The following is a 14,517-nucleotide window of genomic DNA, read 5'->3' as shown; positions in this document are numbered from 1 at the left end:
GAAACTACGTGTCCTGTAAATGACGGCTATATCACGTACAGATCGACGTACTGATCGACCGGCATCGCTTCGAGCTTTGCCTGGTCCAGCGACACGTCGAGAATCGCTTGTTGCTGCTTTGCCGGGAAGCGGCGGGCGAGGTTGGTTCTGAATTTCTCGACCAGGAGCGGGATGCCTTCGGTGCGGCGTCGCTGATGACCGAGCGGGTATTCGACCGCCACTTCGGCAAGCTTCGATCCGTCCGCGAACTCGATCGTCAGTGCATTCGCGATCGAGCGCTTGTCCGGGTCGTGGTAATCCTTCGTGAACTGCGGATCCTCGACGCACACGGTCTTCGCGCGCAGCGCGTCGATGCGGGGATCGGCGGCGGCCGAATCTTCGTAGTCGGCCGCGGTCAGCCGGCCGAACAGCAGCGGCACGGCGACCATGTACTGGATGCAGTGGTCGCGGTCGGCCGGGTTGGCGAGCGGGCCCTGCTTGTCGATGATGCGGATCGCGGCCGCGTGCGTGCGGATCGTGATCCGGCTGATCTCGTCGGTCGTGCGGCCCGCGGCTGCGAGCTGCGCGTGCAGCTGCAGCGCGGCCTCGGCGGCCGTTTGCGCGTGGAATTCGGCGGGGAATGCGATCTTGAACAGCACGTTTTCCATCACGTACGTGCCGTACGGGCGCTGGAAGCGGAACGGCTTGCCGTCGAACAGCACGTCGTAGAAGCCCCAGGTCTTGGCGGTGAGCGCCGACGGGTAGCCCATTTCACCCGTTTTCGCGATCAGCGCGAGGCGCACCGCGCGGGAGGTCGCGTCGCCGGCCGCCCATGACTTGCGCGAACCGGTGTTCGGCGCGTGGCGGTAGGTACGCAGCGCCTGGCCGTCGACGAACGCGTTGGACACCGCGTTGATCAGTTCGTCGCGCGTGAGCCCGAGCAGCCGGCCGACGACGGCCGTCGACGCGACCTTCACGAGCAGCACGTGGTCGAGCCCGACCGCGTTGAACGAATTCTCGAGGGCGAGGCAGCCCTGGATTTCGTGGGCCTGGATCATCGCGACGAGGACGTCGCGCATCAGGAGCGGCTTCCGGCCGGCCGCGACGGCCGCGCGGGAAAGCCAGTCGGCCGTCGCCAGGATCCCGCCGAGGTTGTCGGACGGATGACCCCATTCGGCGGCGAGCCAGGTGTCGTTGAAGTCCAGCCAGCGGATCATCGCGCCGATGCCGAACGCGGCCTGGACGGGATCGAGCTGGAAGGACGTGCCGGGCACCTTCGCGCCGTTCGGCACGATCGTGCCGGGCACGACGGGGCCGAGCAGCTTGGTGCAGGCAGGGTAGGACAGTGCCTCGAGTCCGCATCCGAGCGTGTCGATCAGGCAATGACGCGCCGTCTCCAGCGCGAGCGCGCTGTCGATGCCGGTGTTCAGCACATAGTCGACGATATCGACGAGTACCGTATCCGGAGCAGGGCGGACGTTGGAGACCGGGGCGGACATCGAGGGGCCGATGGGAACGCGCTTAGTTCGTTGCCGGCTTCAGCTCGTTCGATTGCGTCGGCGCAGCCGTGCCTTGCGCCATTTCCGGCGTCACGCATTCGTCCGCGAGGCGCTCGCCGCCGTTTGCGTCCGAGAACAGCATTGCCTTGGTCGGGATCACGACCAGCTTGAAGCCTGCTGCCGGATCGTAGAACGTGTCGGCGCCCGTCGTCGTGGTCTGACGCGGCAGCTTGTAGTTCTTCTTCGCCCAGTGAACCGTGACGACCTGGTCGCGCTTCATGTCGCCGGCGAGGTCGAACGACAGGCCTTCCTTACAGGACCACTTGACCGCGCCGTCCGGTACCGGATCGACCTTGGCGGCTGCGCGTGCCTGCGCCTTCTTGCTGCGCGGGATGATGCGCTTGGCCGGCGCTGGGCGCTTGGCCGTTGCCTTCTTCGCGGTCGTCGTGGCCGTACCCTGGGCAAACGCGCTCGGAGCCGACACCAGCATCGTGGCGGACAAGGCGCCGATAGCGGTAGCGATCAGGAGTTTCTTCATGGAGTCAGAACCTTTCGATAATCAGTTGACAAGGGCCGGCAATCGAAACCGCCGGCCGGTTTGAAACTGCACGCGCCCCGAAAGCGCGCAGCGGCCGCTATTTTCACCTATTTGGCCGCGTACATATCAGGTTTTCGGGCTCCGTTACGTTTTTTGTCGTTTCGCAAACCTCTATCCGGTTTACGCGTCGGCGAATGCATGAAACTCGTGTATCGGCCGGCGGCGCGCTTACGGCGCGCTGCCCGCGGCGGCCGGCCCGAACAGCGGCGCGGCCTCGGCGGGTACGGGCTGGCCGGTGGCCCGCGCACGGCGCAGCACCGACCAGTAATACCGGTAACTCGCGCGATCGTGCAGCGTATCACCGTGGCGGGTCGGGCCCCAGTCGGCCGCCTGCGCGGCCAGCAGGATCTCGGCGGCCAGCGCGACCTCGTCGGTGCGCGGCGCGAATGCGTCGACGATCGGGCGGATCTGCGCAGGATGGATGCTCCACATCCGCGTGAACGCGAATTCGTCGCGCGCGCGGCGTGCATCGCCGGCGACGATGCCCATGTCGCGCACCTCGGTCGTCACGTTGTGCGACGGCGTCTTGCCGTGTGCGTGGCAGGCCGCGGCGATTTCCAGCTTCGCGCGGCGCACGAGCGGGTGCTCGAACTGGCCGGGCGAGCGCATCGCGGAATCGGGAATCGCACCGTGGTGCGCGGAGACGAAATCCATCAGCCCGAAGCTCAGCGTGCCGACCGTCGGCAGCGCGGCGAGGGCGGCCGCCTGCGCGAGCGCGCCGTGCGTCTCGACCAGCACGTCGACGGGAATCGGCTGCGCGATGCCGAGCTCGCGGCGCGTGCCTTCGATGAATGCGGTCATTTCGGCGGCATCGGCGGCGCTGGCGATCTTCGGGAGCGTGATGTAGGCGGGGGCACGCGTCGCACGCAGCACGATGCGTACGTCGTCGCGCCAGTGCGGGTGGGAAAAGTCGTGGATGCGGACGCCGACGCGGCCGAAGCGGTTCTCGTCGCTGCCGAGGATGTCGGTGACGAGTGCCGCATGCGCGGCTTCCTGGCCGACGGCGGCGCCGTCTTCGCAGTCGAGCGTGATGTCGAACACGGGGCCCAGCTCGGCCTGCAGCGCGAGCGACTTGCGCATCAGCTTTTCGCTGCCCGCGTAATGATCGCAGCAGGGCAGGATCGCGGGCGGGGACGCCCCGTCGTACAGCACTTGTGCGGGAGTGAGCGCGGCCATCTCGTCTACGTCAGGGAAGCGGGTCAACGTGGAGAAAATCGGATTCGGGCGCGTTCTGGGCCGGTGCGCGGCAAGCGCGGGGCGGCAAAACGTGCGCGGATCGGATCGGTCGGCCGGGCCGGCGGCATGCCGGCCCGGGCCGAGACCGGGCTGCCCGAGGGCCGCCCGGCGAGTGCTTGATGCTTAGTTCTTCAGCAGGTGGGCGACGCCATCGCGCTCTTCGAGCAGCTCGGCCAGCGTGCCGTCCATCTTCTCGCGCGAGAACGCGTCGATTTCCAGGCCTTCGACGCGCTTGTACTCGCCGTTTTCGCAGGTGACCGGCACGCCGTAGATGATGTCTTCGGGGATGCCGTACGAGCCGTCCGACGGGATGCCCATCGTGACCCACTTGCCGTTCGTGCCGAGGACCCAGTCACGCACGTGGTCGATCGCCGCGTTCGCTGCCGACGCTGCCGACGACAGGCCGCGCGCTTCGATGATCGCCGCGCCGCGCTTGCCGACGGTCGGGATGAACGTGTCGCGGTTCCACACGTCGTCGTTGATCAGCTTCAGCAGCGATTCGCCTTCGGCGGTCGCGAAGCGGAAGTCGGGGTACATCGTCGGCGAGTGGTTGCCCCACACGGCGAGCTTCTCGATCGATGCGACCGGCTTGCCCGACTTCGCTGCGAGCTGCGACAGCGCGCGGTTGTGGTCGAGGCGCAGCATGGCCGTGAAGTTCTTCTTCGGCAGATCCGGTGCCGACTTCATCGCGATGTAGGCGTTCGTGTTCGCCGGGTTGCCGACGACCAGCACCTTCACGTCGCGGCTCGCGACTTCGTTCAGCGCGGCGCCCTGAACCGTGAAGATCTCCGCGTTGGCCGACAGCAGGTCCTTGCGCTCCATGCCCTTCGAGCGCGGACGTGCGCCGACCAGCAGTGCGACGTCGGCATCCTTGAATGCGACCTTCGGATCGTCGGTGATCACGACGCCCGACAGCAGCGGGAACGCGCAATCGTCGAGTTCCATCACGACGCCCTTGACGGCGCCTTGGGCTTGCGGGAGGTCGAGCAGTTGCAGGATGACCGGCTGGTCCTTGCCGAGCAGGTCGCCGTTCGCGATGCGGAACAGCAGGGAGTAAGCGATTTGACCTGCGGCGCCGGTGACGGCAACGCGCTTTGCGGGCTTAGCCATTGAAAATCTCCAGGACGGGTGAAGCGTTGGACACTCGCGAAAACGCCATTCTATGCGCGTTGTGCTGAGTGTTGCATTGAAGCAGGGCGGAGGACTCGCGATGGCAGACGCGGTGAACCTGGAGACGGCCGTGGCACGTAGCCGGGGACGCGCTTTTGCACCCGCGAACCCTTGCTCGACCCGGAGTGTAGGAGCCGTCCGGCTCAAAGTCAAACGGTATCATATGTCTTATATAAGACAGATGTTTTGCGGAAATTGAGTGGACTTAAAAGTGCGGTTTGTGATGAAATGCGCGCCATGACATCGAACCAGGCGAATACCGCGAATCAGACCGGCGCAGGCGGCCCAGGGCAGCCGGGCGCGAGCGATCCCGCACCTTCGCCCGCGGCGGCTCCGTCGCCGACGTTCAGCCCGTTATACCAGCAGATTAAGTCATTGATCACGCAAAGTCTCGAAACCGGCGAGTGGAAGCCGGGCGAGATCATCCCGAGCGAGGTGGAGCTCGCGGCCCGCTACAAGGTCAGCCAGGGCACCGTCCGCAAGGCGATCGACGAGCTGGCCGCCGAAAACCTCGTGGTCCGGCGGCAGGGCAAGGGCACTTTTGTTGCAACGCACAACGAAGATCGCGCGCAGTTCCGCTTCCTGCGGCTGCTGGCCGACGACGGTGCCGAGCATCCGCACGTGAGCCGCCTGCTCGAATGCCGGCGCCTGCGCGCGCCGGCCGAGATCGCGCGGCAACTCGACCTGAAGCCGGCCGATCCGGTCGTCCAGGTGCGCCGCCTGCTGGAGTTCGAGAACGAAGCGACGGTGCTCGACGAGATCTGGCTGCCGGGCGCGATGTTCCGCGGGCTCACGTTCGAGCGGCTGAGCGAGTACAAGGGGCCGCTCTACGCGATGTTCGAGGCGGAGTTCGGCACGCGGATGATCCGCGCGACGGAAAAGATCCGCGCGGTCGCGGCGGAGCCGGCGGTGGCCGACCTGCTGCACGTGCCGGCGGGTTTCCCTTTGCTGTCGGTCGAGCGTGTGTCCTATACATACGGAGACCGGCCGGTGGAAGTGCGTCGCGGCTGGTATGTCACAACCGGGTACTACTATCAGAATGACTTGAGTTGACGGTGTATCGGCTCAAGCCGAGTGCGTTCGCGTTCCCCACGTTCGCGAAGCACGTTTCGGGCCGCCTTTGTTCTTGTTCGCGCAATTATCCAGAGCAGACTTTCGCTGCAGCGCGATATAAAAAGGCGCTAAAATCGCGGATTAGTGTGACAACATAGTAGGGGTCTAGCATGACTGATGCAGTAAGAAAGCCGAGGCCGGAATACCGGAACATCGGATTCGGCGATATCACGATGAAATATCGCATGCCGCTGGCAGCGATATTGTCGATTCTCCATCGAGTCAGCGGCGCGCTGCTGTTCTTGTTCCTGCCGTTCCTGCTGTTCCTCTTCGACCAGAGCCTCACGTCCGAGCTCAGCTTCGAAGTCTTCAAGGCTTTCCTCTCCAACATCATCGTCAAGCTGATCGTCCTCGCACTGTCGTGGGCCTTCTTCCACCATTTCTGCGCCGGCATTCGCCACCTGCTGATGGACGTCAACCACGACGCCGTCACGAAGGAAGGCGGCAAGCGGACGGCAGTCGTCGTCTTTGTCGTCTCGATCGCGCTGACGATCGCCATGGCACTCAAACTGTTCGGAGCATTCTAAGAAAATGGCAGCCAATAACCGAATCGGCTCGAAGCGCCTCGTCGTCGGCGCTCATTACGGCCTGCGCGACTGGCTTGCGCAGCGCATCACCGCCACGATCATGGCGGTCTACACGGTCATTCTGCTCGTCCTGTTCTTCGGCGCGCACGATTTCTCGTACGAAGGCTGGGCATCGATCTTCGCCGCGCAATGGATGAAGCTCGCGACCTTCGTGATGCTGCTTTCCCTCTTCTACCACGCATGGGTCGGCGTGCGCGACATCTGGATGGACTACGTGAAGCCCGTCGGTGTGCGCCTGCTGCTGCAATCGCTGACCATCGTCTGGCTGCTCGCATGTGCGGGCTACGCCGCGCAGATTCTCTGGAGAGTGTAAAGAATGGCTGCAATCAAAACTAATCTCCCGCGCCGCAAGTTTGACGTAGTGATCGTCGGCGCGGGCGGCTCCGGCTTGCGCGCGGCGCTGCAACTGTCGCGCGCGGGCCTGTCGGTCGGCGTGCTGTCGAAGGTGTTCCCGACCCGTTCGCACACGGTGGCCGCGCAGGGCGGTATCGGTGCGTCGCTCGGCAACATGAGCGAAGACAACTGGCACTTCCACTTCTACGACACGATCAAGGGCTCCGACTGGCTCGGCGACCAGGACGCGATCGAATTCATGTGCCGTGAAGCGCCGAACGTCGTGTACGAACTCGAGCACTTCGGCATGCCGTTCGACCGTAACGCGGACGGCACGATCTACCAGCGCCCGTTCGGCGGCCACACCGCGAACTACGGCGAGAAGCCGGTTCAGCGCGCCTGCGCGGCCGCCGACCGTACCGGTCACGCGCTGCTGCACACGCTGTACCAGCAGAACGTCGAAGCGAAGACGCAGTTCTTCGTCGAATGGATGGCGCTCGACCTGATCCGCGACGCGGAAGGCGACGTGCTCGGCGTGACGGCTCTCGAGATGGAGACGGGTGACGTCTACATCATGGAAGGCAAGACGACGCTGTTCGCGACGGGCGGCGCAGGCCGGATCTTCGCGGCATCGACCAACGCGTTCATCAACACTGGCGACGGCCTCGGCATGGCTGCGCGTTCGGGCATCGCGCTGCAGGACATGGAGTTCTGGCAGTTCCACCCGACCGGCGTGGCCGGCGCGGGCGTGCTGATCACCGAAGGCGTGCGCGGCGAAGGCGGTATCCTGCGCAACGCGAACGGCGAGCGTTTCATGGAGCGCTACGCGCCGACGCTGAAGGATCTGGCGCCGCGTGACTTCGTGTCGCGTTCGATGGACCAGGAAATCAAGGAAGGTCGCGGCGTGGGTCCGAACAAGGATCACGTGCTGCTCGACCTGTCGCACATCGGCGCCGAGACGATCATGAAGCGTCTGCCGTCGATCCGCGAAATCGCGCTGAAGTTCGCGAACGTCGACGCGATCAAGGAACCGATCCCGGTCGTCCCGACGATCCACTACCAGATGGGCGGCATCCCGACCAACATCCACGGTCAGGTCGTCGGCACGTCGCGCGGTCACAAGGATCCGGTCAACGGCTTCTACGCAGTGGGCGAATGCTCGTGCGTGTCCGTGCACGGCGCGAACCGCCTCGGCACGAACTCGCTGCTGGACCTCGTGGTGTTCGGCCGTGCGGCCGGCAACCACATCGTCGAGCACGTGAAGAACCAGAAGGAACACAAGCCGCTGCCGGCCGATGCAGGCGAATTCTCGCTGGCACGCCTGGCGAAGCTCGACAAGTCGACCTCGGGTGAATATACGCAGGACGTCGCGAACGACATCCGCTCGACGATGCAGAAGCACGCAGGCGTGTTCCGCACGTCGGAACTGCTGAAGGAAGGCGTCGAGCAGATGGCCGGCCTGGCGGCGCGCGTGGAAAACATCCACCTGAAGGACAAGTCGAAGGTGTTCAACACCGCGCGCGTCGAAGCGCTCGAGCTGGAGAACCTGATCGAAGTTGCTCGCGCAACGATGGTGTCGGCGGAAGCACGCAAGGAAAGCCGTGGCGCACACGCCCACAGCGACTACGAACACCGCGACGACGAGAACTGGCTGCGCCACACGCTGTGGTACAGCGAAGGCGATCGCCTCGACTACAAGCCGGTTCAAATGAAGCCGCTGACGGTCGAATCCGTGCCGCCGAAGCCGCGCACGTTCTAAGCCGAGTCAAAGGAATCCGAAATGGCAAAACGCATTTTTGAAGTCTACCGCTACGATCCGGACAAGGACGCAGCGCCGCGCATGCAGACGTACGAGCTGGAGCTCGAGCACGAGCGCATGCTGCTCGACGCACTGGTCAAGCTGAAGGCCGTGGACGAGACGCTGTCGTTCCGCCGTTCGTGCCGTGAAGGCGTGTGCGGTTCGGACGCGATGAACATCAACGGCAAGAACGGTCTCGCGTGCCTGACGAACCTGAACGACCTGCCGCAGAAGATCGTGCTGCGTCCGCTGCCGGGCCTGCCCGTCGTGCGTGACCTGATCGTCGACATGACGCACTTCTTCAACCAGTACCACTCGATCAAGCCGTACCTGATCAACGACGCGCCGCCGCCGGAGAAGGAACGCCTCCAGTCGCCGGAAGAGCGCGACGAGCTCGACGGCGTGTACGAGTGCATTCTGTGCGCGAGCTGCTCGACGTCGTGCCCGAGCTTCTGGTGGAACCCGGACAAGTTCGTCGGCCCGGCCGGCCTGCTGCAGGCTTACCGCTTCATCGCGGACAGCCGCGACACGGCCACCGGCGAGCGTCTCGACAACCTGGAAGACCCGTACCGCCTGTTCCGTTGCCACACGATCATGAACTGCGTCGACGTTTGCCCGAAGGGCCTGAACCCGACGAAGGCGATCGGCAAGATCAAGGAACTGATGGTTCGCCGCGCTGTTTAAGGTTGAGATGAGCGATTCGCATCAATCCGACCCGCACCGTCGCGCACGCCTTCGCTGGCGTGCGCGGCGGGGTCTGCTGGAAAACGACATCATTTTCGAGCGTTTCTTCAGCAGATACGAGCATGACCTCACCGATGCAGACGTAGGCGCGTTGTCGCGCCTGCTCGATCTGAGCGACAACGACCTGATGGACTTGCTCCTCGCGCGCAAGGAACCAGAAGGCGACCTAGACAGCCCGGATATTCACCGGCTGTTGGAGATGCTGCGCAACGTGTAACGCCAAGGTGTAACGCGTTGTGCCCGTTATCGAATCCCGTTTCTTTATTTCGATTGAGGATGTGCCATGACTCCGTCTGATGTTAAAGCCACGCTATCGTTCAGCGACAACTCGCCGAGCGTCGAACTGCCGATCTACAAGGGCACGATGGGCCCGGACGTGATCGACATCCGCAAGCTGTACGGCCAGACCGGCAAGTTCACGTACGACCCGGGCTTCATGTCGACGGCAGCTTGTAATTCGGCGATCACGTACATCGACGGCGACAAGGGCGAGCTGCTGTACCGCGGCTACCCGATCGACAACCTCGCGCAAAACGCCGACTTCCTCGAAAGCTGCTACCTGCTGCTGAAGGGCGAACTGCCGAACGCAGCGCAGAAGAAGGAATTCGTCGACACCGTCACGAAGCACACGATGGTGCACGAGCAGATGCACTTCTTCTTCCGTGGCTTCCGTCGCGACGCGCACCCGATGGCGATCCTGGTCGCTGCGGTCGGCGCGCTGTCGGCGTTCTACCACGACTCGCTCGACATCAACGATCCGCGTCACCGTGAAGTGTCGGCGATCCGCATGATCGCGAAGCTGCCGACGCTCGTCGCGATGGCGTACAAGTACAGCATCGGCCAGCCGTTCGTGTATCCGAAGAACTCGCTGTCGTACAGCGCGAACTTCATGCACATGATGTTCTCGAACCCGTGCGAAGAGTACAAGGTCAACGACGTGCTCGTCCGCGCACTCGACCGCATCCTGATCCTGCACGCCGACCACGAGCAGAACGCATCGACGTCGACCGTCCGCCTGGCCGGCTCGTCGGGCGCGAACCCGTTCGCCTGTATCGCTGCCGGTATCGCCTGTCTGTGGGGCCCGGCGCACGGTGGTGCGAACGAAGCCGCGCTGAACATGCTCGAGCAGATCGGTTCGCCGGACAACATCCCCGAATTCATCAAGCAGGTGAAGGACAAGAATTCGGGCGTGAAGCTGATGGGCTTCGGTCACCGCGTGTACAAGAACTACGACCCGCGTGCGAAGCTGATGCGCGAAACGTGCTACGAAGTGCTGAACGAACTGGGCCTGCACGACGACCCGCTGTTCAAGCTCGCGATGCAGCTCGAGAAGATCGCGCTGGAAGACGAATACTTCGTGTCGCGCAAGCTGTACCCGAACGTCGACTTCTACTCGGGCATCGTCCAGCGCGCGCTGGGCATCCCGACGTCGATGTTCACGTGTATCTTCGCAATGGCACGTACGGTCGGCTGGATCGCACAGTGGAACGAAATGATCGGCGATCCGGAGCAGAAGATCGGCCGTCCGCGTCAGCTGTTCATCGGCGATACGCCGCGCGAAGCGAAGCCGCTCAACGCACGTTAAGTCGTGTGCGGCGCGAACGGCCGGCAGGCCGCTCGCGTCGGGCGATCGCAACGCCACGACACCCCGACGGGTCATTCCGTCGGGGTGTTTTCATTTGTGCGGCCGCGGTTCGCCCGATCCGGCGCGGTGCTCCAGCGACGGCGGGCGCGTGTCGAGTGCGGGCGCGTCGTCATCGGGTGCGTGGCCGTGCTGCACGAAGAACTGCCGGTATGCGCCGGGCGTCATCCCGCGTGCGGCGAGGAACTGGCGGTTGAAGTTCGCGACATTCGGAATGCCGCAGCGCGCGGCCACGGTCGCGATCGGCCAGTCGGTGCCGACGAGATGACGGCACGCGTGCGCGAGCCGCAGCCGCTGCACATAGCGGCCGACACTTTCGCCGAGATGCCGGACGAACAGGCGCTGCAGCGTGCGTTCGGACATGTGCGCAGCGGCGGCGAGCGTGTCGACGCGCAGCGGTTCGTGGAAGTGCCGGTCGATCGCGTCGAGCACGCGATCGAGGCGTTCGGCTTCGGGGGCGGCCGCATCGGCGTGCGATGCCGTGCCGTCGGCGCGGTCGTACGCGTGCGCGGTGGCGAGCGGTTCGCCACCGGCGTCCGCGAGATGGGCGAGCGTGTCGAGCGCGGCCGCGAGCCGGGTGCGCGGCGACGGATCGAGCAACTGCGGCAGCCGTGCGCGCATCGCGCGGGCCGCGTCCGTGCCGAAGCGCAAGCCCGGTGCGGCACGCCGCAACAGCGAGCGCAGCGGTGCGTATTCGGGGCAACAGTCGGCCAGACGCCGCGCCCAGTCGCCGTCGAACCAGATGACGAGCGCGACTTCAGGCGCATCGCGATCGATGCGTGCATTCGACGACCACGTATGCGGCAGGTTGGGCGGCACGAGCACCAGATCGTCGTCCGCGTAGTGCGCGACGTGATCGCCGATGAAGCGCCGGCCGCGGCTGTTGAGCGTCAGCGTCAGTTCGTATTCGGGATGGCGATGCCATTCGAACGGGATGCGCGCGAGCTGACGGTGATACACGCGGATCGAACAGCCGGGGGCGAACGTCACGTGCTCGTACTGCGGTTTCATTGCGGCCTCCGGGGGAGAGCCGGCATCGCACCGTGGCATGATCGTGAGCGATCGTCACGACGGAGCGATGCCATGTTTTCACATGTTTGCGTCGGGGTGGCCGACACCGCGCGCGCCTACGATTTCTACGCGCCGCTGTTCGCGGAACTCGGGCTGCGCCTGAAATTCCGCGAGCCGGACGGCTGGTCGGGCTGGATGCCGGCCGACACCGACCGGCCGCTGTTCTTCTTCGGCCACCCGCTCGACGGCCGCGCGCCCGAGCCGGGCAATGGCCACACGATCGCATTCGTTGCGCCGACCCGCGCGCACGTCGATCGCTGCCACGCGCTCGCGCTGCGCCACGGCGGCACCTGCGAAGGGCCGCCGGGCCTGCGGCCGGACTATCACCGCGACTACTACGGCGCCTATTTCCGCGATCCGGACGGCAACAAGCTGTGCGTGGTCTGCCATCGTCCCGAGTAAAGCGCGGTTGTCCGGATTGTATCGATTGTTGGCTGGATAGTGTCGATGGCTGCCGTGCGGAGGCCGTACGCTGAGTGCTCATCAAAACGCGATTCAGCGAGGAGACAGCGATGCACCTGACGATTGACGATCTGCCAGCCGCGATCCGCACGGCAAAACGGGCGCTGCGCGCCGACCTGCCCGGTTATGCGGCCACGTTCCGCGAACTGGAGGGCGACATCGCGCGGCAGGTCGACGCGATTCGCCGCGCGCATGCGAATGGCCATGACGTGATTCCGGTGGTGCCGTTCGCGGACATCGCGCAGGGAACCGTCGATCCGCACGCGGTTGCCGCGATCCGCACCCACGGCGCGGTCGTGATCCGTGGCGTATTCGACGCGCAGCAGGCGCGCGACTGGAACGACGAGATCGGCGCGTATCTCGACGCGAACCGTTTCACCGATCGGCTGCACGCGCGCGCCGAAGACCGCTATTTCGGCAATCTCGCGTCGGGTAAGCCGCAGATCTACGGCGTCTACTGGTCGAAGCCGCAGGTGGCTGCGCGCCAGTCGCCTGCGCTCACGCAGGCGCGCGTGTTCCTGAACCGTCTGTGGCGGCATGCAGACGGCGGGCGTACGCATTTCGATCCCGACCAGGTGCCGGCCTATGCGGACCGGATTCGCCGCCGCCCGCCCGGCTCGACGTCGCTCGGGCTGTCGCCGCACGTCGACGGCGGTTCGGTCGAACGCTGGCTCGGCGCGAATTTCCGCCGGGTCTACCGTCACGTGCTGGCCGGCCGCTGGCGCGATTACGACCCGTTCGACGCGGCGTTCCGTCCCGACGTCGAGGAGATTCCGTCGCCGGCCGTGTGCTCGATGTTCCGCACCTTCCAGGGCTGGACCGCGCTGACGCCGCAGGGGCCCGGCGACGGCACGCTGCAGTTGATCCCGGTGGCGAACGCGATGGCCTACGTCGTGCTGCGTGCGCTGCAGGACGACGTGGCCGACGACGACCTGTGCGGCGCGCGTCCGGGCCGCGCGCTGTCGATCCGGCCCGAATGGCACGCGCTGCTGCTCGACGCGCTGGTGCCGATCCCGCACATGGAGCCGGGCGATGCGGTGTTCTGGCACGGCGACGTCGTGCACGCGGTCGAGGATGCGCACCGCGGCAGCGGCGACAGCAACGTGATGTACATCGCGGCCGCGCCCGGTTGCGCGAAGAACGACGCGTACCTGCAGCGCCAGCGCGCTGCGTTCCTGCGCGGCGAGAGCCCGCCCGATTTCCCGGCCGATCATTTCGAGGTCGAATTCGACGGACGGGGCGGGGAGGGCGATCTCACGGCGCTCGGCCGTTCGCAGATGGGGTTCGGGGCGGGCGAGTAGCCAGCGTGCCGCCCGTGAAAGCGACGGCTCGCCGGGCGGCGAACGGCGGGCTGCCGAATCCGCTGCGCGCCGCGCGCAATTCGACGCAATCGGCTGTCGGCTCAGCCGAAATCGACGCGAATTGCGCAATTTGGCTTCCGATAATGGTCCGGACACAACGCAGCCGCCCCGTGTGACGCACGGGTGCGGCGCTGACCATGGAGGAGTCGATGCAATTCACGCAAGCGATCGTTCGCCGCCCCGCGCCGTCCTGTGGCGCGGGCCTGACCACCGCCGAACTCGGCGCGCCCGATTATGACAAGACGCTCACCCAGTTCCACGCGTATTGCGACGCGCTGCGCACGCTCGGCGTCGCGCTGACCGAACTGCTGCCGCTGGAGGCATTCCCCGATTCGCACTTCGTCGAGGACACCGCGGTCGTGACACCCGAATTCGCGGTGATCACGCGCCCCGGTGCGCCGGCGCGGCGTGGCGAGACGGTGCACATCGAAGCGGCGCTGGCCGCGCATCGCGACCTGCTGCCGATGCAGGCGGGCCGGCTCGACGGCGGTGACGTGATGCAGGTCGGCAAGCGTTTCTACATCGGCCTGACGGGCCGTACCGACGCCGACGGCATCGCCGCATTCGACGCGCTCGTGTCGCGCTACGGCTATTCCGTCGTCGCGGTGCCGGTGGGCGCCGGCCTGCATCTCAAGTCGGTCGTCAACGCGCTCGGCGACGACACGCTGCTCGTCACCGAAGCGCTGGCCGCGCATCCGGCCTTCGCTGACTATCGCCGGATCACGATCTCGGCCGCCGACGAATACGCGGGCAACACGCTGCGCGTGAACGGCACGCTGATCACGCCGGCCGGCTACCCGCGCGTGCACGATGCGATCGCGTCGCTCGGGCTGCCGCTGCACGTGATCGATACGAGCGAGTTCCGCAAGATGGACGGCGGCCTGACCTGCCTGTCGCTGCGGTTCTAGCCGATTGGCGCGCGGC

15 protein-coding genes are annotated in these 14,517 nt (G+C 65.6%); 10 read left to right on the top strand and 5 right to left on the bottom strand.

The features are described 5' to 3' along the window. Window positions 1-26: 26 nt before the first annotated feature. The 4 genes from CFB45_RS25665 to CFB45_RS25650 form a co-directional block, all read right to left on the bottom strand. A complete protein-coding gene (locus CFB45_RS25665) occupies window positions 27-1,478 on the bottom strand; it encodes a bifunctional 2-methylcitrate dehydratase/aconitate hydratase (protein ID WP_089427963.1) in 1,452 nt (483 codons plus the stop codon). Window positions 1,479-1,500: 22 nt separating this feature from the next. Next, on the bottom strand, window positions 1,501-2,016 hold the full coding sequence (locus CFB45_RS25660; protein WP_089427962.1) for a hypothetical protein: 516 nt from the start codon (window positions 2,014-2,016) through the stop codon (window positions 1,501-1,503). Between the two features lie 228 nt (window positions 2,017-2,244). Beyond that, window positions 2,245-3,252, bottom strand: coding sequence for an HpcH/HpaI aldolase/citrate lyase family protein (locus CFB45_RS25655; RefSeq protein WP_089427961.1), 1,008 nt, complete (start codon window positions 3,250-3,252; stop codon window positions 2,245-2,247). Window positions 3,253-3,435: 183 nt separating this feature from the next. After that, window positions 3,436-4,422: a malate dehydrogenase gene (locus tag CFB45_RS25650; protein WP_069251130.1), complete on the bottom strand. Its 987-nt coding sequence runs from the start codon at window positions 4,420-4,422 to the stop codon at window positions 3,436-3,438. 288 nt (window positions 4,423-4,710) lie between these two features. Between CFB45_RS25650 and CFB45_RS25645 the strand changes: the two genes are divergently transcribed. The 7 genes from CFB45_RS25645 to gltA all read left to right on the top strand — a co-directional run bounded on the left by CFB45_RS25645 (window position 4,711) and on the right by gltA (window position 10,642). After that, window positions 4,711-5,535: a GntR family transcriptional regulator gene (locus CFB45_RS25645; protein ID WP_089427960.1), complete on the top strand. Its 825-nt coding sequence runs from the start codon at window positions 4,711-4,713 to the stop codon at window positions 5,533-5,535. Window positions 5,536-5,705: 170 nt separating this feature from the next. Further along, complete coding sequence (gene sdhC, locus CFB45_RS25640; RefSeq protein ID WP_034185792.1) at window positions 5,706-6,122, top strand: succinate dehydrogenase, cytochrome b556 subunit; 417 nt, start codon at window positions 5,706-5,708, stop codon at window positions 6,120-6,122. Between the two features lie 4 nt (window positions 6,123-6,126). Further along, a complete protein-coding gene (gene sdhD, locus CFB45_RS25635) occupies window positions 6,127-6,495 on the top strand; it encodes a succinate dehydrogenase, hydrophobic membrane anchor protein (protein ID WP_011355745.1) in 369 nt (122 codons plus the stop codon). 3 nt (window positions 6,496-6,498) lie between these two features. Then, a complete protein-coding gene (sdhA, locus tag CFB45_RS25630; protein ID WP_089427959.1) occupies window positions 6,499-8,274 on the top strand; it encodes a succinate dehydrogenase flavoprotein subunit in 1,776 nt (591 codons plus the stop codon). Between the two features lie 21 nt (window positions 8,275-8,295). Next, a complete protein-coding gene (locus CFB45_RS25625; protein ID WP_011355743.1) occupies window positions 8,296-8,997 on the top strand; it encodes a succinate dehydrogenase iron-sulfur subunit in 702 nt (233 codons plus the stop codon). A gap of 7 nt (window positions 8,998-9,004) precedes the next feature. Then, the gene (locus CFB45_RS25620; RefSeq protein WP_039358259.1) at window positions 9,005-9,274 is read left to right on the top strand and encodes an FAD assembly factor SdhE; all 270 of its coding nucleotides are present in this window, start codon (window positions 9,005-9,007) and stop codon (window positions 9,272-9,274) included. 66 nt (window positions 9,275-9,340) lie between these two features. Further along, window positions 9,341-10,642: a citrate synthase gene (gene gltA / locus CFB45_RS25615; protein WP_011355741.1), complete on the top strand. Its 1,302-nt coding sequence runs from the start codon at window positions 9,341-9,343 to the stop codon at window positions 10,640-10,642. A gap of 90 nt (window positions 10,643-10,732) precedes the next feature. Here gltA and CFB45_RS25610 read toward each other — a convergent pair whose 3' ends face one another. Then, window positions 10,733-11,710, bottom strand: coding sequence for a helix-turn-helix domain-containing protein (locus tag CFB45_RS25610; protein WP_089427958.1), 978 nt, complete (start codon window positions 11,708-11,710; stop codon window positions 10,733-10,735). Window positions 11,711-11,782: 72 nt separating this feature from the next. Between CFB45_RS25610 and CFB45_RS25605 the strand changes: the two genes are divergently transcribed. From CFB45_RS25605 to CFB45_RS25595, 3 genes are all read left to right on the top strand, one after another. Then, on the top strand, window positions 11,783-12,172 hold the full coding sequence (locus CFB45_RS25605) for a VOC family protein (protein WP_089427957.1): 390 nt from the start codon (window positions 11,783-11,785) through the stop codon (window positions 12,170-12,172). Window positions 12,173-12,282: 110 nt separating this feature from the next. Beyond that, entirely contained in the window at window positions 12,283-13,533 is a 1,251-nt protein-coding gene (locus tag CFB45_RS25600) for a DUF1479 domain-containing protein (RefSeq protein WP_089427956.1), read from the top strand. A gap of 209 nt (window positions 13,534-13,742) precedes the next feature. Then, window positions 13,743-14,501: a dimethylarginine dimethylaminohydrolase family protein gene (locus tag CFB45_RS25595; RefSeq protein ID WP_089429145.1), complete on the top strand. Its 759-nt coding sequence runs from the start codon at window positions 13,743-13,745 to the stop codon at window positions 14,499-14,501. The last annotated feature ends 16 nt before the right edge of the window (window positions 14,502-14,517 follow it).

The organism is Burkholderia sp. HI2500, assembly GCF_002223055.1.
Lineage (GTDB): Bacteria > Pseudomonadota > Gammaproteobacteria > Burkholderiales > Burkholderiaceae > Burkholderia.
The sequence above is the reverse complement of the archived record's forward strand: the minus strand, read 5'-3'. Positions and strand labels throughout refer to the sequence as shown.

What these genes read in the sequence shown, in the direction of transcription:
- CFB45_RS25625 (WP_011355743.1), top strand. Translation starts at nt 8,296, where the DNA reads ATGGCAAAACGCATTTTTGAAGTCTACCGCTACGATCCGGACAAGGAC.
- gltA (WP_011355741.1), top strand. Translation starts at nt 9,341, where the DNA reads ATGACTCCGTCTGATGTTAAAGCCACGCTATCGTTCAGCGACAACTCG.
- CFB45_RS25665 (WP_089427963.1), bottom strand. Translation starts at nt 1,478, where the DNA reads ATGTCCGCCCCGGTCTCCAACGTCCGCCCTGCTCCGGATACGGTACTC.
- sdhD (WP_011355745.1), top strand. Translation starts at nt 6,127, where the DNA reads ATGGCAGCCAATAACCGAATCGGCTCGAAGCGCCTCGTCGTCGGCGCT.
- CFB45_RS25600 (WP_089427956.1), top strand. Translation starts at nt 12,283, where the DNA reads ATGCACCTGACGATTGACGATCTGCCAGCCGCGATCCGCACGGCAAAA.
- CFB45_RS25650 (WP_069251130.1), bottom strand. Translation starts at nt 4,422, where the DNA reads ATGGCTAAGCCCGCAAAGCGCGTTGCCGTCACCGGCGCCGCAGGTCAA.
- CFB45_RS25610 (WP_089427958.1), bottom strand. Translation starts at nt 11,710, where the DNA reads ATGAAACCGCAGTACGAGCACGTGACGTTCGCCCCCGGCTGTTCGATC.
- CFB45_RS25660 (WP_089427962.1), bottom strand. Translation starts at nt 2,016, where the DNA reads ATGAAGAAACTCCTGATCGCTACCGCTATCGGCGCCTTGTCCGCCACG.
- CFB45_RS25655 (WP_089427961.1), bottom strand. Translation starts at nt 3,252, where the DNA reads ATGGCCGCGCTCACTCCCGCACAAGTGCTGTACGACGGGGCGTCCCCG.
- CFB45_RS25605 (WP_089427957.1), top strand. Translation starts at nt 11,783, where the DNA reads ATGTTTTCACATGTTTGCGTCGGGGTGGCCGACACCGCGCGCGCCTAC.
- CFB45_RS25595 (WP_089429145.1), top strand. Translation starts at nt 13,743, where the DNA reads ATGCAATTCACGCAAGCGATCGTTCGCCGCCCCGCGCCGTCCTGTGGC.
- CFB45_RS25645 (WP_089427960.1), top strand. Translation starts at nt 4,711, where the DNA reads ATGCGCGCCATGACATCGAACCAGGCGAATACCGCGAATCAGACCGGC.
- sdhA (WP_089427959.1), top strand. Translation starts at nt 6,499, where the DNA reads ATGGCTGCAATCAAAACTAATCTCCCGCGCCGCAAGTTTGACGTAGTG.
- CFB45_RS25620 (WP_039358259.1), top strand. Translation starts at nt 9,005, where the DNA reads ATGAGCGATTCGCATCAATCCGACCCGCACCGTCGCGCACGCCTTCGC.
- sdhC (WP_034185792.1), top strand. Translation starts at nt 5,706, where the DNA reads ATGACTGATGCAGTAAGAAAGCCGAGGCCGGAATACCGGAACATCGGA.